Raw genomic sequence first — 18,696 nt, forward strand, 5'->3', positions numbered from 1 at the left:
ATATGCCCCGTAAAAGGTGAAAAAATATGGGTTCTGGGCAGACGGTGAGGATGGAGATGGGCGGCGAAGGGTTTTGACCGGTCCGGATGATCCGCGTACGGACACCGGCCCCCTGGATGCCGCGTTGGCGGAGACGGTCCGCCGTACCGGCGCGTCCATCGGCGCCCTCTACCTGCTCGCGCCGGACGGGCCGCTGCTGCGTCTCGACGCGGTGTGCGGGGCGCCGGTCGAGTTCGCCGCACCCTGGGCGAAGGTCCCGCTCGCCTCTCCGGCGCCGGTCGCCGAGGCCGTGCGCGAGGAGCGGATGGTGTGGGTGGCCAGCCAGGAGGAGATGGCCCGCTCCTATCCGCGCACCGCGATGGTGCTTCCCTACCCGATGTCGCTGGTCGCCGCGCCCGTCACCGGCGTGCGGCAGTGGGGGTGCCTGCTGTTGATGTGGCCGGCAGCGCGTCCGCCCCACATGACCCCGCGCGAGCGCGGCAACATCACGTCCAGTTGCCGGCGTCTTGCCCGCCTGCTGGAGGAAACCGCCGAGCAGGCCGCGGGCGCCCGCACCGGAGGGCCGCGCGCAGTGCCGGTGGGAATCGGCCGCCGGTACGCGCCCCCGGAACTGGCCCTCGCCGATTTCGTCGAGCGGCTGCCCGGCGGAAGCTGCGCGCTGGACCTGGAGGGCCGCTTCACCTACGTCAGCTCCGGCGCCGCCGACCTCCTGGGCCGTGAGGCGGCGCGACTGCTGGGGACGCAGCCGTGGCAGTCCCTGCGCTGGCTCGACGATCCCTTCTACGAGGACCGCTACCGTGCTGCGGTCATCAGCCGGGAGCCCGTTTCCTTCACCGCGTGCCGTCCGCCGGAGCAGTGGCTCGAGATTCACCTGTACCCCGACGAGAGCGGCATCAGCGCCCGTATCCTGCCCAGCCGCGTGCACGAGCGGGCCTCGCCCCCGTCCGGTCCGCCGGCCATGCCGGCCCGTGCGGGACAGCTGTATCAGCTCACCCATCTCGCCGCCGCGCTGACCGAGGTCGTCGGCGTCCAGGACGTCGTCGATCTGGTCGCCGACCAGATCATGCCCGCTTTCGGCGCCCAGGGGCTGGTCCTGTCCACCGCCGAGGCGGGCCGACTGCGGATCACCGGCCACCGCGGGTACGCCGACCACACCATCGAACGACTGGACGGGCTCCCCCTCGACACCACCTTCACCCCCGCGGGTCAGGCCCTCACCACCGGAATGCCCGCGTTCTTCGCCGACGCGGAGGAGATGCGGCGTACCCATCCCGACGCGCCGCCGGCCAGCGGGAAGCAGGCCTGGGCCTTCCTCCCGCTGATCATCTCCGGCCGACCGGTCGGCGTCTGCGTCCTGTCGTACGACCATCCCCACACCTTTCCGGCCGAGGAACGAGCCGTTCTGACCTCCCTGGCGGGTCTCATCGCCCAGGCATTCGACCGCGCCCGCCTCTACGACACCAAGCACGAGCTCGCCCACGGCCTCCAGCAGGCGCTGCTGCCCCGCAGCCTCCCCTCGATCGACGGACTGCGGGTGTCCGCCCGCTACCTGCCGGCCACCCGCGGTATGGACATCGGCGGAGACTTCTACGACCTCATCCGCCTCGGCGACACCGCGGCCGCCGCCGTCATCGGCGACGTCCAGGGCCACAACGTCGCCGCCGCTGCCCTGATGGGCCAGGTACGCACGGGCGTCCACGCCCACGCGGCGCTCGGCACGCCCCCGGACCAGGTCCTGCAGCGCGCCAACGAGCTCCTGACCGACCTCGATCCCGACCTGTTCACCAGCTGCCTCTACGCCCATCTCGACTTCTCCCGCCGCCGCATCACCCTGGCCAGCGCCGGCCACCCCCCACCGATCCTGCGCCTTCCCGACGGCAAGACCGGGCCGCTGGAGGTCCCGCCCGGACCGCTCCTGGGGATCGACCCCGCGGCCACCTTCCCGTTGACCGAGATCCCGCTTGTCGAGGGAACACTGCTGGCCCTGTACACCGACGGCCTCGTCGAAGCACCGGGCGTGGACCTCGACGACTCGCTCGCCCGCCTCGCGCACGATCTCGCCGAGGCCGACCTCGGAGATCTCGACGTGCTCATCGACACCGTGCTCAGCAGGGCCGACACCAACGGGCAGCGCCTCGACGATGTGGCGCTTCTCGTGCTGCAGAACATCCTCTGACCTGTCGGCGGCGCGGCACCGGTCGCAATGCTTTGGCGTTGCCGCCGAGCAGGGTGGGGTCGATCTCGATGTCGAAGAAGATCGCCCCGCCGCCCCGCAGGTGGACCAGCCGGCGCGAGACCGGCAGGGGAGAGCTGCACTTGGCCGTAGTGATCCGGGGGGGCGTTCGGCCGGGGCTGACCACAGCCGCGTCGGTGCAGCCCTGGCACACCGACGGTGGCCGGGGAACGCATCCTCGGCCCGGCGTTGCGGGAAATCGACATCGGGGACGGCATCGATGGAAGGAATCCACCATCTCCCGGCTCTGGCTGCAGCGCCCCTTCTCCCGCCCTCACGCGGAGTCGTGGTCGGCCCCCGACGCCCCGCCGACCGGGGCCGGACCGGCGTGTCGACGACGGTGGAGAGGAACCCCGATGACTGCTGAGCGCGTGCTGACGCCGACTCCCACGGCGTACCGACGGCGGTGGCCGGCGCTCACCGCCCTGCTGCTCGGTGAGGCGATGAACCTGCTGCACGCGACCATCGTGCAGGTCGCCGCTCCGAAGATCCACGCCGACCTGGGCGGGTCGGTGTCCGACATCCAGTGGTTCACCACCGCGTACACCCTGCCGTTCGCGGTACTGCTGATCACCGGCGGGCGGTTGGGTGACATCGCCGGCCGCAAGCGGCTGTTCGTGATCGGTGTCACCGGATTCACGGTCGCGTCCGCCGCCGGTGCCGAGGCGCCCACGGTGGGGCTTCTGATCGCCTTCCGCGTGGTGCAGGGAGCCGCGGCGGCGGTGATCATTCCCCAGGCCATCGGCCTGATCAAGACGACGTTCTCCGGTCCCGAGATGTCCAAGGCACTGGGCAGCAGCGGTCCGGTGATGGGTCTGGCCGCCGTGTGCGGGCCGGTGCTCGGCGGTGTGCTCACCCATGCCGACCTGTGCGGCTCCTCGTGGCGCGCGGCGTTCCTGGTGTCCGGCGGCGTCGAGCGGCGCGCCGTGGCGCGAGGACAGGACATCTACGCGGTCACCGCGCCGCTCGCCGTGGAAGCGGTCGACCGCATTCTCACGGGACGGAACAGGACCGTCGGTGTCGCTTCGGCCGGCGAGATGTTCGACGCGCGCGACTTCCTCGACGCGCTGTCCGCACACATCTCGCTGGAAGTGCGTCCCTAGCCATTCCCTAGCGAGCCGCACATGCTTCGGATTCGTCCTCGAAGAAGGCGATGGCCAACCCCTTTCCGGTCAAGAGTCGTGGCTGCGGTGAGTCTCGTAGAGACGCCGCCAGGCCACCGCCCCAGGGCTTCACGCGGACGACCTCACGGGGAGAGGTCGAGCGGGCCGTCGGCGTAGGCACGGGCCTGGGGGGAGGGCAGGTCACCTACGGCGACCAGGCGTCCGAGCACTTGGGCGCGGCGTTCGCGCGCGAGCTGCGGATCGTGGAGCGGATCGTACAGCGATGGCGCCTGGACCAGTCCGGCCAGGAGGGCGGCCTGAGGCCAGGTGAGCCGGTTCGGGGTGGTGTCGAAGTAGCCGCGGGCGGCGGCCTCCAGTCCGTAGAAGCCGTGTCCGAAGTAGGCGACCGAGAGATACATCTGAAGGATCTCGGATTTCGGGTAGTCGTGGGCGAGCTTCAGGCCGAGCGCCACCTGCTCGACCTGGTCGGTGCGCGTCCGACCCCCGTTGGTGTACAGCATCTTCGCGAGCTGTTGTTCGAGGGTCGCGCCGCCTCCGTCCCCTCCCCGGCCCTCCAGCCACACCACGACCGCCCGTGCGACACCGACCGGATCGATGCCCGGGTTGCGCCAGAAGCGGGAGTCCTCGGTGGCGACCAGGGCCTCGGCCACCTTGGGCGGCGTCGGTACGGCCCGGGCGTTGATCCCCCGTTCGGCGTCCAGCGCGCGCACGCGCTGGTCCGCGTCGCCCACGTTGGGGGTGAGCGCCAGCAAAGCACCCCCGCACAGGGCGCACAGCACCGCCGCCGACAGCGTCATGACGAGCCCCGCCCGCAGACAGCGCCGCAGCCACCCGGGCACGACCCGACGGCTGACCACCTCGGCCCCCGCCACGGCGGACACCACCACAGCGGCGGCGAAGCCGAGAACCCCGGCTTCGCCGAGCCCGTAACCGAACCAACGGTCACCGAGGATGAGCAGGGCCGCCGCTCCCGCACCGGCGCAGAACGCAAGGCAACGGCGCAGCCACCGAGTACGTCCCGTCTTCCGCGAGGGCGGAAGGAGCGTACGGCCGTCGACCACACGGACCCGGGTATCGTCCATGGCGCCTGTCACCAGCCGCGGCATCGCGACGACACGGCGGTCGTCGCGGGGCCGTCGCGGAATTGCTCGGTCATGGAACACAGGGTGCTGCGCGATCGTAAGAGCAGCTTGAGCCCTCCCTGAAAGGCGCGACAAAGCCGCGTATGCCCGAAATAAGCATGCCTTCCTGCTGCCGCCGCACTCGCGAGGAGGTGGTGGCTACGGCTTGTCGGCGGCGAGCTCGACGGTGGGCAGTGCGGGCGAGGAGGTGCCGGCGAGCGCGCCGGCCATCGCATCGCGCCAGATGGGACCCGGGGTGTCGGCGCCGAAGACCTCCTGGTGGAAGACACCGCCGATGGTGATGTCCGTCATGGAGACGTTGTGGGACGGACCCCCGACCCAGACCGCGCCCGCCAGGTTCGAGGTGTAGCCGACGAACCACGCGGCCCAACGATTGTCGGTCGTACCGGTCTTGCCCGCGCTGTCGCGGTCCTTCAGACCCGCCTGCTGACCGGTGCCGTCCTCGACCACGCCCTTGAGCAGCGTGTTGATCGTGGCGGCCGTCGTCGGCGACATCGCCTGGTCGCACGAGGTCCGTGGCACCGGCAGGGACTTGCCGCCCGCGTCGGTGATCGACTCGATGGCCACCGGCGTGCAGTAGACGCCGTTGTTGGCGAAGGCCGCGTACGCGGACGCCATGGTGAGCGGGCTCACCACCTGCGTGCCCAGCGTGATGGAGGGGACCTGTTCGAGCGGAGCGCCGTTCGCCTGCCGTACACCGAGCCGCTGCTCCATGTGGACCACCGGACAGATCCCGATGTTGCTGATGAGCTGGACGAAGTAGGTGTTGACCGACAGGGCCATCGCCTTCTTCAGGTTCATCGGGCCGACTTCGGACTTGTCCTCGTTCGACAGCGGCGGGGCGCTTGGATCACCCACCCAGGGCCTGCCGCAGGTGCTGACCGGGCTCGGGTAGTTCATCGAATACGGCGCAGGCAGCACGGTGTTGGGATCGGTGCCGCCGTCGATGGCCGCCGCGGCGACGATCGGCTTGAAGGTCGAGCCCGACTGGAAACCGGTTCCGCCGCCCATGCCATGGTCGACACTGAGGTTGATCTGCGTCTCGTTCTTGCCGAAGCCGTACGGGCGGGACTGGCCCATGGCCAGGATCTTGCCGGTGCCGGGCTGGACGAGCGTGACGGCCGTAGCGACGGAGTCGGTCGCGTAGACGTGCTGGGTGATGGACGCCTGGACGGCAGCCTGCGCCTTGGGGTCCAGGGTGGTCGTGATGGTCAGACCGCCGGTGTCCCACCGCCTGGCCCGTTCTTGCTTGGTCTTGCCGAAGACGGGGCTTTGAAGGAACGCCTCGCGGACGTAGTCGCAGAAGAAGCCGGCACCCTGGACGGCGGTGATGCAGCCGTTCTTGGGCGCGGTGACCTTCAACCCGAGGGGTTGCTTCTTGGCGGCGTCGGCCTGTGCCTGGGTGATGTCATGGACGTCGGCCATACGCTGCAGGACGGTGTCGCGGCGGTCGCGGGCGGCCTGGGGGTGTTCAACGGGGTCGTACAGCGTGGTGCCGTTCACGACGCCGGCCAGGAGGGCGGCCTCCGGGAGCGTCAGGTCCTCCGCGTGGGTGCTGAAGTAACGCTCGGAGGCCGCCTCGATGCCGAAGGACTGCTCCCCGAACGGCACGATGTTGAGATAGTTCTCCAGGATCTTTTTCTTACCGAGTTCCTTCTCGGCCTGGATCGCGTACTTCAGTTCCCGGACCTTGCGGCCCAGGGTCGGAGAGGTGGCCTGGGCCACGGCGGTCGGGTCGTTGCCCGCCTCCTCGATGAAGACGTTCTTGACGTACTGCTGGGTCAACGTGGACGCGCCCTGTTCGGCGCCGCCCGCCTGGGTGTCCTTGACGACCGCCCGCAGCACCCCCTTGGGATCGATGGGGCCGTGCTGCCAGAAGCGGGCGTCCTCGATGGCGACGATGGCCTTCTGCATGACCGGGCTGATCCGGCTGAGGGGCACGACGGTCCGGTCGCGGGAGTAGACGGTCGCGATGAGGTGGCCGTCCGCGTCCAGGATGTGCGAGGCCTGGCTCAGCGGCGGGCTCTTGAGGTCGCCGGGCAGGTCGTCGAAATCGGTTGCCGCCTCCTTGGCCGACAGACCGAGCGCACCGGTGGCCGGCAGCGCGATGCCGGCCAGCAGCAGGCCCGCCAGTGCGCTGATGCCGAGAAACTTCACCGTCTGGGCGGCCCTCGTTCCCGACGACGAAGCTGACGACATCGATCCCCCGGAACGGGACCCACCGGAACGCACGAAACCCATGGCGCGCAGGGTACGTCGCGATCCTGTGACGCCCGCCAGCTGACCAGCAGGACGAGGTTTTCGCCCGTCACGAGACCGGAGCGCCACCACAGCACTCAGGCCGGTGAGTGAGTTGGTGCATGAGGCGGTTGCGTCTGGGGACCCGCGAGGGGCCCCGCGGGGTGTGGGTAGGGCTGGGGCAGTTCTGGGCTCGCGGGCGAGGGGGCTGCGCGTGGGGTCTGGTGGTGCGGTAGTGACGCGGCGCGGGAACAGGGGAGCGCTGGGCCCGTGGTGCCATGAGCGGCGGATCAGTGACGAGGGAGGTTCTGGCGTTGTTCGAGGGCTTTGAGAGTGGGCGGGTTGAGGTCGACGGGGCGTCGATATTCGTCCGCCACGGCGGGCAGGGGCCGCCGGTGGTGTTGTTGCACGGTCATCCCCGCACCTCTGCGACCTGGCATCGCGTCGCGCCGCTCCTGGTCCGACGCGGTTTCACCGTCGTCTGTCCCGACCTGCGCGGCTACGGCCGGTCCACCGGTCCGGTCCCTACGGCAGACCACACGGGATACTCCAAACGGGCAGTCGCCTCTGACGTCGTGGAGGTGATGCGCCGCCTGGGCCATTCCCGGTTCGCACTCGCCGGACACGACCGCGGAGGCAGTGTCGCGCTGCGTCTCGCACTCGATCACCCTGGCGCCGTGGCGCGGGTGGCGCTGATCGACTGTCTGCCTTTGAGTGAGCATCTGTCGCGTATCACGGCCGAGTTCGCCACCCAGTGGTGGCACTGGTTCTTCTTCGCCCAGCCGGACATCCCGGAGCGGGTGATCAACGCCGATCCGGACAGCTGGTATCGCGGCGATCCCCGGAGCATGGGACAGGAGAATTACGACGAGTGGCGTTCGGCCACGAGAAACCCCGACGTGGTGCGCGCGATGCTGGAGGACTACCGGGCCGGCCTGACCGTCGACCGGCGGCACGAGGAGGACGACCGCGCGGCCGGGACACGGATACAGTGCCCGGCGCTGATTCTCTGGTCGCTCCGGGACGACCTGGAGGAGCTGTACGGGGATCCGGTGAAGATCTGGCGGCAGTGGGCCGTGGACGTACGCGGCCACGGCATCGACGCCGGCCACCACGTGGCCGAAGAGGCCCCCGAGGCGCTCGCTTCCAGCCTGGCGGACTTCTTCGACGGACGTAGTGAGTAATAAATCGGACTTTTGTTCGTCTGCTGCCTTCATCGAACATACCCCACCAGATCGTGCCAAGTTTCGGTGCCAGCATGGGGATCACGGGCATGGAGGCGCAGTGGGACGGGCGATTGCTACGCGGCAGGGGATTGGTACCCGCTGCCGATGATCACGATGTGACTCCACCACGGCGCGGGCCCACCGGGATGCCGAAGCCTGCTGCAGCGGAGGAGCAGCGCAGACCAACGGGAGACGGCGTCCTCCGACAGGCTCGCCGCATGCGAGAGCGCATGCCGTGCCCCAGGCGACGACCGCGGCGATGTCATTGGCTGCAAGCACCGGCTTCCCGAAGGGCGCCAGGACTGGGCTGTGGGGAGCGAGGGTGCCCAGTCTGTGGAGGAGATCAGTTCTGGCGGTGTCCCACAGGAACGGGGAACTACGGGTACAACGCCCACTTGTGGAGGACGACGAGCGCGTAGGTGCGCCCCCCGGCGGGTTCGCTCGCTATCCGCCTGCGTCGTGCTCCGAATGATCCATGGTCGGCGGTGCGTCGTAGGTGATGACGACCGGTGCGTTCGCCTCCGCCCGTGCGCGGTCCGACGCCGTCGCGATCTCGTCGTAGGTCCATTCCCTGTGCAGGCGCTCCCCGTGGGCATCGGTGATGTCGATCACCACTCCGGTCCATTCCTCGGCGGGCTGTTCGGGAACGAGCCCCAGCTCGTACGCGGCGTCCTGGAGAAGCGACTCGGTGATGCGTATGCCGGTGAGTCTCTCGGTCAGGGCGAGGACCGCTGCTTTCCGGTCGACGTCCGGGGCGCTCTCGTCATGCTCTCCGTCGGGGGTCAGGGGGAAGCCGACTTCCCGTAGCAGGGGAAGCAGTTCATCGGGGGTGTTGCCGTCCCGCGCCGAGGGGACCTCGAACGTCGTACGCAGCTCGCCGTCCTCGTACCAGTGGAAGAGATCGATGGGCTTGCCGCCGTTGGTCGAGTGGGCCACGACTCGGCCGCCCCGCGAGAGCGTCTCCACGCAAGCGTGGGTGATGCCCAGGCCGCCGTCGAAGCCGAGGACGAGTGTCCAGTCGTCCATCTCGCCGCGAGTGCTGAAGGCGCCCGCGACGTAGGACTCGTCCCAGTAGTCGTAGCCCACATCGGCGCGGTGGGCGTCGTCCGCCTCGAGCAGCCCGGCCGTTCCCGCTCCGGTGCCGACGGGCTCCGCCTCCATCGCGCGCAGGACCTCGCGCGGGGTCCTGCCTCGTATCGATGTCAGGGTGTATCCGCTCCCCATCATGTGGCGGAAGAGTGGCGAGGTGCGGATCCAGGCGTAGTCGTGCGCGGTCACCAGGTTCATATCGCGCAGTGTGCCTGATGCCTATGACAACGACCCGGTGCCAGCCGGGTTGTACAGCTGGACCTGGGGCCGCGTGCGAAGAGGGCGTCGGTAGGTTCGCTCGCGCCGTTGCTTCGCCTCCGGAGGTCGGCCCTGGATCGTTTTCGGACCCCGATCACCTCGGTGTGGAGCGGGACTTACGTCCCGATCTCGAAGGTGGGCGGTTTGACGTTCGCGAGGCATCGTGTGGTGGGCGCGGTCGGTGTGTCGAAGAACGAGGCGGTGATGGTTTGCGCGCACGGTGACTCGGCGTACGTCACATGGGCGACGTAGGGGATCGTGACGGCGGTGGAGCGGCTCAGCGTGCGGGCCACGTACGCGCCGTTGCTCGGCGCGGTCTGAGCGTCGAACCCGCCCGACAGCACGAGGGTCGGGATGTCGCTGCGCGTCACGTTCCGGATCGAGGGCGGCGCCGCGGGGATGTCCCAGGCCCGGCAGTCCGCGTGCAGGAAGGGCAGTTGCGGAGCGTTGGCCAGCAAGGAGCGGGGGAACGACGGGAACACGCGTCGTCCGGCCCGGATCACGTCGGCCTGGCTCTCGTAGGGCGTCCATTCGCTGCAGAAGACACCGTAGGCGAGCCCGTAGGAAACCCTGCCCATGGCCTGGGGGCTGAGCTTGCCGCCCGCCCACTGTTCGGCGATCCGTTCCGGGTGGCCGTGGGCCAGTTCGTCGATGGAGCGGGGCACTCCGGCCGCGACGTGGGTGGCCGAGGTCAGCCAGGTGACCAGGGCCGCGCCGTCCAGTACGACCTTCACCGGGGCGGGCCGGCCCGGGACGGTGACGGTGGTCGTGACCGGGTGTGCGTCGAGCTTGAGGACGAGGCGTTCGAAGGTGGCCTTGAGGTGCGGGTAGCGGCGGTTGCAGGCGGGCTCGTCGGCGCAGGCCTTGAACAGGCCGTCGAAGCCCTCTCGGGCCGCCTTCCAGGTCACGCCTCCGCCTGCCAGAGACGGCGGCAGGACGCCGTCGATGCCGACCGACCGGATGCCCTGCGGGTGCAGGCGCATATAGAGGAGGGCCAGGTCGGTGCCGTACGAGATGCCGAAGACGTTCCACTGCCTGATGCCCAGCGCCTTGCGCAGGTCGGCGTAGTCCGCGGAGCTCTCGGTGCCGTTGTAGGCGCCGAGGTCGGCTCCGCGGCGCACCAATCGTTCACGGCATGTCCGCGTCGCCTCGACGTGCAGGCGTCCGGTGGACGGCGCGTTGTAGACGAGGCCGACGGCCTTGGCGTTGAACTCGTCGATGTTCGGGCAGGTGAGTGCCGGGTCGGCCGAGTAGGTGCCCCGCTGGGACATGAAGATCACGTCCCGGTCGCGGTTCAGGCCGCCGTTGAGCGCCATCGGGATCTCCGAGACCGCGTCGTCGCCGGGGCCGCCGGCGAACCACACGATCGGGTCGGAGGCGGGTCTGCGCTTGGCCGCCGGCACGATCGCGACTCCGAGGGTGATCTTCCGGCCCCTGGGCCGGTTCCGGTTCTCGGGCACGGTGAGCGTTCCGCAGTGGGCCGTCTTCAGTGCGGGAATCGGGTCCGCGGTCCTCGGGCAGGGCCCGGGCACGAAGCGGGCGTGGCCCGCTGTGCGGACGGCCGTGCCGAGCGGTGTCGCGGCCCCGGGGGTGGCCGAGGCCGGGGCCACGGCGAGGCCGGTGAGGAGGACGCCGGCCGTCGCCCCGGCGAGTGCGGCCGGGCGCCGTCGCACAGTGCGTCGGAACGGGGAGGGAGGAGGGGACATCATGCGGTCTCCGGTTCAGGGAGTGATGGTGAACGGTTTCGGCGCGAGTCCCGCCACACAACCGGTGTCGGGCGTGCTCGGATGCGCCAGGAAGGAGGCCAGGACGCGCTGCGCGCAGGACGACTGGGGGACCACCCAGTGGCCGACGCCGGGAATCCGCACCACGGTCGAGCGCGACAGGGTACGGGCCGCGTACGCCCCCCAGCTCGCCCCGGTCTTCGCGTCGAACGTCCCGGAGACGACAAGCGCGGGCACCTTGCTGACGGTGGTCACCCGCTGGACGGCGGTGCGGTCCGGAACGTTCCAGACCCGGCACACCTCGTACTGGAAGGGGAGTTGCGGTGCCTGGGCCAGGACCGTGTCGGGCCATCCGGGAAAGTTCCGGCGCCCCGCCTGGAGCACGTCCCGCTGCGAGAATCCCGGCACCCACTCGCTGCACGCCACCGAGTTCGTCAGGCCGTAGGCGAACTCGCCGACGGCGGGTGTCGCGCCGGCGGCACGCGCCCGGGCGAAGCGCTGCGGATTGCCGTGCGCGAGTTCGTCGAGTGCGGCGGGGACGTCGACGGCCGGCAGCGCGCCACCGTCGGCGACCAGCAGGTTCACCAGCGCGCCCCCGTCGAGGACGACCTTCACCGGGCTTCCTCCGCCGGGCGGCTGGGCCATCACCGTCAGGGGGTGCGCCTCCAGTCGGCGCACCTGCTCCGTCAGGGTGTGTCGGACGTCGGGGTAGCGGCTCTTGCAGCGCGGCTGGGCCGCGCAGGCGCGGAAGATCGCGTCGATCCCCTCCGCCGCGCTGTCCCAGGTCCACGGCAGGCTCACGATCTGCGGAGGCGCGACCGAGTCGATCGCCATCGACCGGATCCCGGCAGGCTGCCGGCGCAGGTAGGTGAGGGCCAGATCGGTGCCGTAGGAGTACCCGTAGACGTTCCACTGTCTGATACCCAGCGCCCTGCGCAGGTCGGCGAAGTCTGCGGCGTTCTCGGTCGTGTTGTAGGCGCTCAGCTCGACCCCGGCGGCCGTGAGACGGTCCCGGCACTGTTTCGTCGCCCGCACCAGGAGCCGCCCCGTGGACGGCGCGTCATAGCGCCGCCCCACGGCTCCCGCGTAGAACCGGTCGATCTCCGGGCAGGCGAGGTTCGGCTGCGAATGGAGCCCGCCGCGCTGGGTCATGACGATGAGATCGCGGTCCCGGTTCACCTGGGAGTCGATCAGGAAGGGAATCGCCCCGATCGCGTCGCCCCCGGGACCGCCCTCCATGAACACCACCGGGTCCTTGGCCGGCTTCGCCGACGTGGCCGGAACGATGACCACGGTCAGCCGGATGGTCCGCCCGCCGTGGCGGGCGCGGTTCTCGGGCACCTCGAGGTATCCGCACCGGCCGGAGACCGGCTCGGGAGCGGTCGGGCAGGGGCCGGGTACGAACCGCGCCGGAGTTCCTGGCGAAGGATTGTGGACGGGGACTGATGTGGCACTGCCGGCGGCCGGGCCGGCCAGCCCCATGAGGGCCAGACCGGTTGCGGCGAGCGCCGTCCCGGTGCGCGCGCCTCTGGGGTGGCGCCTGTGCGGGCCGCGCACCCATGGTCGTCCGGTCCTTCCGCCGCTCCTCCGTACGGACGGCAGGCACCCCGGATCGATGTCCGCTTCCGCCATGTGATTCCGTCTCTCTTACGTCGCGAGGCCGCCCCGTACGGGACGGCACACGTGGTCTGGCCCGTCGGCGCGTGGCTGCGCGGGCATGCGTGGCCAGCCTGTGCGAGCAGGGAGACGTCCACCACTCGAGTGCGCCACTCGGGGGCTCGTGGCGTCCTTGAACGCGGTCGTCCTGCGTCGAGTCCGCCGCAGATCCGGGGAGACCTCCGACTCGGAGTGCCGCGGTCCGCACCGAGGGCTTTGGGACCAGGTCGTCGACCGGTCGGGTGGTGACGCCGTGGACGTATGCCGCTGCGACGGTCGCCGGCCTGCGTGCTCGGCAGCCCTTCCCCAGGGCCGTTGCGCACAGCGGACCGTTGGTGTCGCCCTGGCAGAGTCCTTGCGGAGCTGCCAGGGCGAATCGGACCACTGTCAATTCCCGCACGGCTGCGGCTCGTTGCGTGTGACGCGGCAATTCCGCGGTTTCTCACCGGCTGCACAGGAACGTGTCATGGCAGGACCCGGCGCGGGAACGGGAACGGCGGTCAGCGGGTGAACGTGACCCGGCTCTCCTTCAGGGCGCTGCAGTTGGAGTTGTTCACCTGCACGTTGATGTTGCTGATGTTGCCGCCCCAGCTGACGCAGTGTGCCTTGCCGTAGACGTAGGTCGGTCCCGCGTATGACGTGTACTGGCCGGAGTCGTCGTCGCCCTGGTCGGTGTCGGGGACGTAGATCCACGCGGACATGTCGACGGCGGTACCGGGGGTGTTGCGGATGGTCGTGACGCAGTTCTTGCCGTTCGAGGAGTTGTACGTCAGGTAGACAGTGCCCAGCGAGCCGACGGGTGCCGAATTCACGGTCTTGTAGCCGCTCCCACAGACCTTCTGCGGTGTGGTGTTGGGCGCGGCGGAGGCCGGTGCCGCCATGGCGGTGACGGTCCCGAGCGACAGGGCCGCTAACGCGGAGGCGACCAGGACAGAGCGTTTTGCTAACACATTTCCCCCTTGCGGTCTTTGGTGCTGTTTGCTCTCACCTCGTATGACCCATGAGGCATTGGCATGGTTGTGCCTCATACGCAAGAGATGTGACCCGTGATCCGCTTTGGCGTCCGCTGAGGGCCCGTGTTGTCTGCGAAACCCTCGACCGCGACCTGCTGCCCTGTCTCCAGCGCCGGGGTCAGCGGGCGAGGACGCGGTTCAGCCAGGCCAGCAGGTCGCTGACGATCTCCTGTCTGTTGATCTCGTGGAACAACTCGTGCCGGGCTTCGGGATAACTGAGATAGGTCACGTCGATGAGGCCGGCCTCGCCGTAGCGATCGACGAGCAGGTTGCTGCGTGAGAGTTCGGCGTTCAGCGGGTCGTGATCCCCGACCAGGACGCAGATCGGCAGATCCGCCGGGATGCCCTTGGGCTGGGCAAGTGACGCCGAGGCGATGGTGATGTCAGCCATGCCCTGGGCGTCGAGGCTGAAGCCGCACATGGGATCGGCGAGGTAGGCGTCGACGGCCGCTTCGTCCCGGCTGAGCCAGTCGAACGGCGTGCGGATGGGCTGGAACGCCTCGTTGAGCGCGAGCAACGGGTCTCCTCCCTCCGCGGCCTCCTGCGCCTGTGCCGCGAGCATGACGTCGACCGCAGTGGTACCGGCGAGGGCGAGTGCGTCGATCAGGTGGGCGTGGTCCAGGACGTACTGCTGCGAGGCGAAGGAACCGAGGCTGTGTCCGAGCAGTACCAGGGGCAGGCCGGGGTGCTGCTCGCGGATGGCCTCTGAGAGGGTGACCATGTCACTGACGAGTCGGTTCCAGCCGTCGTTCCCGAGGTGACCGGGCTCGGCGTGCCTGCTCAGTCCGTGTCCGCGGTGATCGTTGGCATAGACGGCGTAGCCCTGAGCGGTCAGTGCTGCCGCGAGTGGGGCGTAACGGCCGGCGTGCTCTCCCATGCCGTGGGCGATCTGGACGACGGCTCGCGGGGGCGTCTCCGGCGTCCATTCGTGCACGTGGATCTGGACGCCGTCTTCGCTTTCGAAGGTGAACATCGGGTTCCTTGTCTTGGGTGTGCGGGCAGCCCTGAGGGTCCGGCCGAGTTGGAGAGGGTGGGCCGGCCCGAGCGGTTCAGGCTCACGGCGGTCGTGGTGTAAGGCGGTTGTGGCCGCCGGGCCGGTTCAGGCGTGCTGCTCGCCGAGGTAGCCGGCGATGATCCGGGACTGGTCGGCCCGGAGTTCCCGGGCCGAGGCGTGCGCGGTGATCTCGCCGTGGGAGAGGACGTAGCCGCGGTCGGCGATGTCGAGGGCGAGGCCGACGTGCTGTTCGACGAGCAGCACCCCGCAGCCGGTGTCGTCGGCATAGCGCCTGACGATGGGCAGCAACTCCTCGACGATGATGGGTGCCAGGCCGAGGCTGAGCTCGTCGAGCAGGAGCAGCCTGGGGCCGCGGGCCAGCGCTCGCCCCATGGCGAGCATCTGCTGCTCGCCGCCGGAGAGCAGTCCTGCCTTGCGGTCCTGGAGGCGGGACAGGGCGGGGAAGTAACGCTGGGCGGCCGCCTGGTCGAGGCGCTCGCCCCGGTGACCGAGGCGCAGGTGTTCCGCCACCGTGAGGCCGGAGAAGATGCCTCGTCCTTCCGGAACGTGGGCGATGCCGAGGCGGGCGCGGGTCGCCGCCGGGATCCTGCCGAGGTCCGTTCCGTTGAAGGTGATCGTGCCGGCAAGGGGGCGCAGCAGCGCGGAGACGGTCTTGAGCGTGGTGGTCTTCCCCGCTCCGTTGGCTCCGAGGAGGGCGACGACCTCTCCCGCGCCCACGTCGAGGTCGATCCCGCGGATGACAGCGGCTCCGTCGTATCCGGCGGTGAGTCCGGCTACCTTCAGGACTGGGGTGCTCATCGGGATTCCTCCGTGGATACCCCCGCCGTCAGGCGGGGGAGGAAACGGACTCCTGCGGAGCAGGGCAGGGAAAGCCGATGCGCCGCCAGGGCGGATCGGCGTTCATGGCCAACCACCCGCAGGTAGGTGGTAGTTTGTGTGGCGTCCGGTCGGCGATGACCAAGCTGGCCGGGCCTACCGCCGGGCTGGCGGGATGTCAGGTCTGTGGAGCTGGCGTAAGACTGCTGGGCGTACCCACGTCCCTTGCCGTTAGTTCGGGGCAGCTGCTGTCTGAGAAGCAGAAAGCTCAACCCGCGAGGGAAGAATCTCCCTGCTTCAGCTGGGCGAGAAGTCAAGGTGTCTCCGGTGTGCTGGTGAGGGCCTCGGCGGAGCCACCGGCCGAAGTGCCGGACGCGGTGGCGGGCTGGACGGCGGATGCCCCGAGGTAGGCGGTCACGACGGCGGGGTCGGTTCGGACCTGTGCCGGTGTCCCGGAGGCGATCACCTTGCCGAACTCCAGGACGACGACGTGGTCGCAGATGCCCATCACGAGGCTCATGTCGTGGTCGATGAGGAGCATCGCGGTGCCGGCCTCGGCGACCGCGCGCAGTCTGCGTCCGAGTTCGGCGCTCTCCGTCGTGTCCAGGCCGGCCGCGGGTTCGTCGAGACAGATGATGCGGGGGTGGGCTGCCAAGGCCCGTGCCACACCGACGAGTTTGCGTCTGCCCTGGGACAGTTCGTGTGCCGAGGCGTCGGCCAGGTCCTCGAGTCCCAGGGCCGCGAGGGCTTGCGGGACAGCGGGGCTCGGGGACGGGCGGCGGCCGAAGGTCTCGCCGAGCGTGGTCCACCACGTCGAAGGGTCCGCCGTGACCTGGAGGTTCTCCGCGACCGTGAGGTCTTCGAAGAGTTCGCTGCTCTGGAAGGTGCGGGCGAGCCCTCGGCGGGCTCGTACGTGGGGCGCCCGTCCGGTCAGGTCCTTGCCGTCCAGTTCCACCCTTCCTCGGGCGGCGACGAGACCGGTGACCGCGTCCACGAAGGTGGTCTTGCCGGCCCCGTTGGGGCCGATGAGCCCCACGAGTTGGCCCTCGCCGACCTCCAGGGAGACATCGCTGAGCGCGTGGACGCCGCCGTAGCTGACGCCCAACTGCTGGACAGAGAGCACGTTCACGGTGCGACCTCCTTGGCGTCGGCAGTGGTGCGGCCGAGGTGGATCTCCGGGGAGCCGACGGCGGATGGGGTCTCGGCCGGTGGTCCCGTCGTGGCTGCCGCGCGTCTCGCCCGCTTCGCCGTCCTCCGGCGGTGGGCGGCGCCCGCGATGCCGTCGGGGTTGGCGATCAGCGTCACGATCAGGGAGACGCCGCCGAAGAGCAGGGCCCAAGTCCCCTTGATCCCGAACCACTTGTCCAGCGCATGGGGCAGCAGCGCCTCGGTGGACATCAGCCCCGCGATCACGGCTCCGGACACCATGGTGATGCCGCCGATGTAGGCGAAACCGATCAGGCCGAGGGCGGCAAGGGCGGTGAACCGGGCGGCGCTGACCGAGCCGAAGTTGTAGCCGTAGAGGGTGCCGGCGGCGCTGGCGATGAAGGAACTGATCGTGAACGCGGCGATCTTCACGGCCCGCACGTCGACACCGGCTGCCGCGGCGGCGCGCTCGTTGGAGCGGACGGCGAGCATCCGCCGGCCGAGTCCGGTGCGCCTGAGATGGGCGACGTACAGTCCGAGGGCGACGGTGACGGCCAGGACGAGGAAGCCGAACATGGGGCTGGGTTCGTTGCCGTCCAGGCCGCGGAAGTCCGCTTTCGGACCGAGGTCGATCCCGAACAGGCGCGGCGGGGGTACGGACACTCCGGCCGTTCCGCCGAACGAGGTGTTGTTGAACAGCGCCTGTTCCATGGCCAGGGCCGCGGCCAGGGTGACGACGGCCAGGCTTACCCCCCGCACCCGCAGGGCGGAGACGCCCGCGGCCACTCCGAGCAGTGTGGCCAGCACCATCGCGCCGAGGGCGGAGAACGGGAACGGAATCCCCCACCGGACCGAGAGGTGGGAGAGGACGAAGCCCGCGGTTCCGGAGAGCGCGAGCTGCATCACGGAGATCTGTCCGACGTAGCCGGTGATCACGACGTACGACAGGACGATGACCATGCCGATCATCGAGTTCGTGAGTGCCTGGCGGAAGTCGAACGGGAGCACCACCAGTGCGGCGGCGGCGACCGCGGCGGATATCAGAGCGGGACGCAGCAGTCGCTCGGGCAGGGGCACCGCGGGCAGCCGCTGTTCGACGAGTTCACCGCGGCGCGGCAGACCGGCACCCCGCACGTACAGGGCGACGACCATCAGAGCGAAGACGAGGAGCTGCTGGAGGCCGGGCATGGCGTTGCCGTTGTCGGTCGGGAACCAGCTCTGCGTGGACAGGTAGTAGACGACCGACTGGAGCACTCCGATGAGGATGCCCGCGGTGCAGGCGATCCACAGCGAGGTGAACCCGGCGAAGAGGGCGGCGGCCAGGGCCGGGACCACCTGCAGGGGGAGCGTCACGGAGTCGACCTGCACGATGGGCGCGGCCAGGACACCGAGCAGCCCGGCGACCAGGGCGGCCAGGAGTGTGTTGGCCATCGAGACGCTGTTGGGCGACAGGCCCGCCAGCAGAGCGGCCTGTTCGTTCTCCGAGGCCGCGCGGGTGGCCAGGCCGAAGCGGCTCCAGCGGTACAGGGCCGCGAGGACCAGGGCGATCACGACGACCAGTCCGGCCAGGACGAAGCGGTCGGAGGGTGTGGTGATGCCCAGCATGGTGACGGTGCCGTTCGGAAGGATGCTCGGTGCCTGCTGCGGCTGTACCCCGAAGACCAGGAGCACGGTGGCCTGCAGGGTGAGCAGGACGCCGAGGGAGGCCGCGAGTTTGGCCAGGGGCGAGACGGTGCGCAGTGGCTTGAAGACCGCTACCTCGGTGAGCACTCCGACGGCGAGCGCGACCGCGAGGGCGCCGGCGAGAGCGGGCCCGACGGGCAGCGTGGGCCCGAAGAAACCGTTGGTCAGGGCCCAGAAGGCATAGGCCGAGGCCATGGCGACGGCGCCGGTGGACAGGTTGATGATGCCCGAGCCCCGATAGGTGACCACCACGCCGAGCGCGATGCCGGCGATCAGTGCCCCCTGGCCGAGGCCGAGCACGGCGAAGAGCAGGATCTGTTCCAATTCATGACT

General features: G+C 69.8%; 13 protein-coding genes. 3 read left to right on the top strand and 10 right to left on the bottom strand.

Features of this window, described 5'->3' with window-relative positions; all coding sequences use genetic code 11:
- Positions 1 to 73 precede the first annotated feature (73 nt).
- Both ACWCQ1_RS29090 and ACWCQ1_RS29095 read left to right on the top strand, forming a co-directional pair.
- Complete coding sequence (locus ACWCQ1_RS29090; RefSeq protein ID WP_451027709.1) at positions 74 to 2,176, top strand: SpoIIE family protein phosphatase; 2,103 nt, start codon at positions 74 to 76, stop codon at positions 2,174 to 2,176.
- Positions 2,177 to 2,589: 413 nt separating this feature from the next.
- Positions 2,590 to 3,336 carry an MFS transporter gene (locus tag ACWCQ1_RS29095; RefSeq protein ID WP_451027710.1) on the top strand — a complete coding sequence of 249 codons (747 nt, stop codon included), beginning with the start codon at positions 2,590 to 2,592 and terminating at the stop codon, positions 3,334 to 3,336.
- A gap of 143 nt (positions 3,337 to 3,479) precedes the next feature.
- Here ACWCQ1_RS29095 and ACWCQ1_RS29100 read toward each other — a convergent pair whose 3' ends face one another.
- Positions 3,480 to 4,439, bottom strand: a complete 960-nt coding sequence (locus ACWCQ1_RS29100; RefSeq protein ID WP_451027711.1) for a transglycosylase domain-containing protein — start codon at positions 4,437 to 4,439, stop codon at positions 3,480 to 3,482.
- A gap of 198 nt (positions 4,440 to 4,637) precedes the next feature.
- Entirely contained in the window at positions 4,638 to 6,740 is a 2,103-nt protein-coding gene (locus ACWCQ1_RS29105; RefSeq protein ID WP_451027712.1) for a transglycosylase domain-containing protein, read from the bottom strand.
- Between the two features lie 311 nt (positions 6,741 to 7,051).
- Between ACWCQ1_RS29105 and ACWCQ1_RS29110 the strand changes: the two genes are divergently transcribed.
- A complete protein-coding gene (locus tag ACWCQ1_RS29110) occupies positions 7,052 to 7,921 on the top strand; it encodes an alpha/beta fold hydrolase (protein ID WP_358599436.1) in 870 nt (289 codons plus the stop codon).
- Between the two features lie 486 nt (positions 7,922 to 8,407).
- Here ACWCQ1_RS29110 and ACWCQ1_RS29115 read toward each other — a convergent pair whose 3' ends face one another.
- The 8 genes from ACWCQ1_RS29115 to ACWCQ1_RS29150 all read right to left on the bottom strand — a co-directional run bounded on the left by ACWCQ1_RS29115 (position 8,408) and on the right by ACWCQ1_RS29150 (position 18,687).
- Positions 8,408 to 9,250, bottom strand: a complete 843-nt coding sequence (locus ACWCQ1_RS29115; protein ID WP_451027713.1) for a DUF6461 domain-containing protein — start codon at positions 9,248 to 9,250, stop codon at positions 8,408 to 8,410.
- A 176-nt stretch (positions 9,251 to 9,426) separates the two neighbouring features.
- The gene (locus ACWCQ1_RS29120; RefSeq protein WP_358599691.1) at positions 9,427 to 11,016 is read right to left on the bottom strand and encodes an alpha/beta fold hydrolase; all 1,590 of its coding nucleotides are present in this window, start codon (positions 11,014 to 11,016) and stop codon (positions 9,427 to 9,429) included.
- 15 nt (positions 11,017 to 11,031) lie between these two features.
- Positions 11,032 to 12,375, bottom strand: coding sequence for an alpha/beta fold hydrolase (locus ACWCQ1_RS29125; RefSeq protein WP_451027714.1), 1,344 nt, complete (start codon positions 12,373 to 12,375; stop codon positions 11,032 to 11,034).
- Positions 12,376 to 13,190: 815 nt separating this feature from the next.
- Positions 13,191 to 13,571, bottom strand: a complete 381-nt coding sequence (locus ACWCQ1_RS29130; RefSeq protein WP_451027715.1) for a spore-associated protein — start codon at positions 13,569 to 13,571, stop codon at positions 13,191 to 13,193.
- 250 nt (positions 13,572 to 13,821) lie between these two features.
- Positions 13,822 to 14,676, bottom strand: coding sequence for an alpha/beta hydrolase (locus ACWCQ1_RS29135; protein ID WP_358599445.1), 855 nt, complete (start codon positions 14,674 to 14,676; stop codon positions 13,822 to 13,824).
- A 126-nt stretch (positions 14,677 to 14,802) separates the two neighbouring features.
- Positions 14,803 to 15,516: an ABC transporter ATP-binding protein gene (locus tag ACWCQ1_RS29140; RefSeq protein ID WP_133042434.1), complete on the bottom strand. Its 714-nt coding sequence runs from the start codon at positions 15,514 to 15,516 to the stop codon at positions 14,803 to 14,805.
- A gap of 331 nt (positions 15,517 to 15,847) precedes the next feature.
- On the bottom strand, positions 15,848 to 16,663 hold the full coding sequence (locus ACWCQ1_RS29145) for an ABC transporter ATP-binding protein (RefSeq protein WP_451027716.1): 816 nt from the start codon (positions 16,661 to 16,663) through the stop codon (positions 15,848 to 15,850).
- The gene (locus tag ACWCQ1_RS29150; protein ID WP_451027717.1) at positions 16,660 to 18,687 is read right to left on the bottom strand and encodes a branched-chain amino acid ABC transporter permease; all 2,028 of its coding nucleotides are present in this window, start codon (positions 18,685 to 18,687) and stop codon (positions 16,660 to 16,662) included. Before ACWCQ1_RS29150 ends, ACWCQ1_RS29145 begins: the two co-directional genes overlap by 4 nt.
- Between the last annotated feature and the right edge of the window lie 9 nt (positions 18,688 to 18,696).

The sequence above is a fragment of the Streptomyces sp. NPDC002144 genome (genome assembly GCF_053593695.1).

Bases quoted from the DNA above. Each gene is read 5' to 3' on its own strand.
- ACWCQ1_RS29095 (WP_451027710.1), top strand. From the start codon at position 2,590: ATGACTGCTGAGCGCGTGCTGACGCCGACTCCCACGGCGTACCGACGG.
- ACWCQ1_RS29100 (WP_451027711.1), bottom strand. From the start codon at position 4,439: ATGGACGATACCCGGGTCCGTGTGGTCGACGGCCGTACGCTCCTTCCG.
- ACWCQ1_RS29105 (WP_451027712.1), bottom strand. From the start codon at position 6,740: ATGGGTTTCGTGCGTTCCGGTGGGTCCCGTTCCGGGGGATCGATGTCG.
- ACWCQ1_RS29115 (WP_451027713.1), bottom strand. From the start codon at position 9,250: ATGAACCTGGTGACCGCGCACGACTACGCCTGGATCCGCACCTCGCCA.
- ACWCQ1_RS29120 (WP_358599691.1), bottom strand. From the start codon at position 11,016: ATGTCCCCTCCTCCCTCCCCGTTCCGACGCACTGTGCGACGGCGCCCG.
- ACWCQ1_RS29130 (WP_451027715.1), bottom strand. From the start codon at position 13,571: ATGGCGGCACCGGCCTCCGCCGCGCCCAACACCACACCGCAGAAGGTC.
- ACWCQ1_RS29135 (WP_358599445.1), bottom strand. From the start codon at position 14,676: ATGTTCACCTTCGAAAGCGAAGACGGCGTCCAGATCCACGTGCACGAA.
- ACWCQ1_RS29140 (WP_133042434.1), bottom strand. From the start codon at position 15,516: ATGAGCACCCCAGTCCTGAAGGTAGCCGGACTCACCGCCGGATACGAC.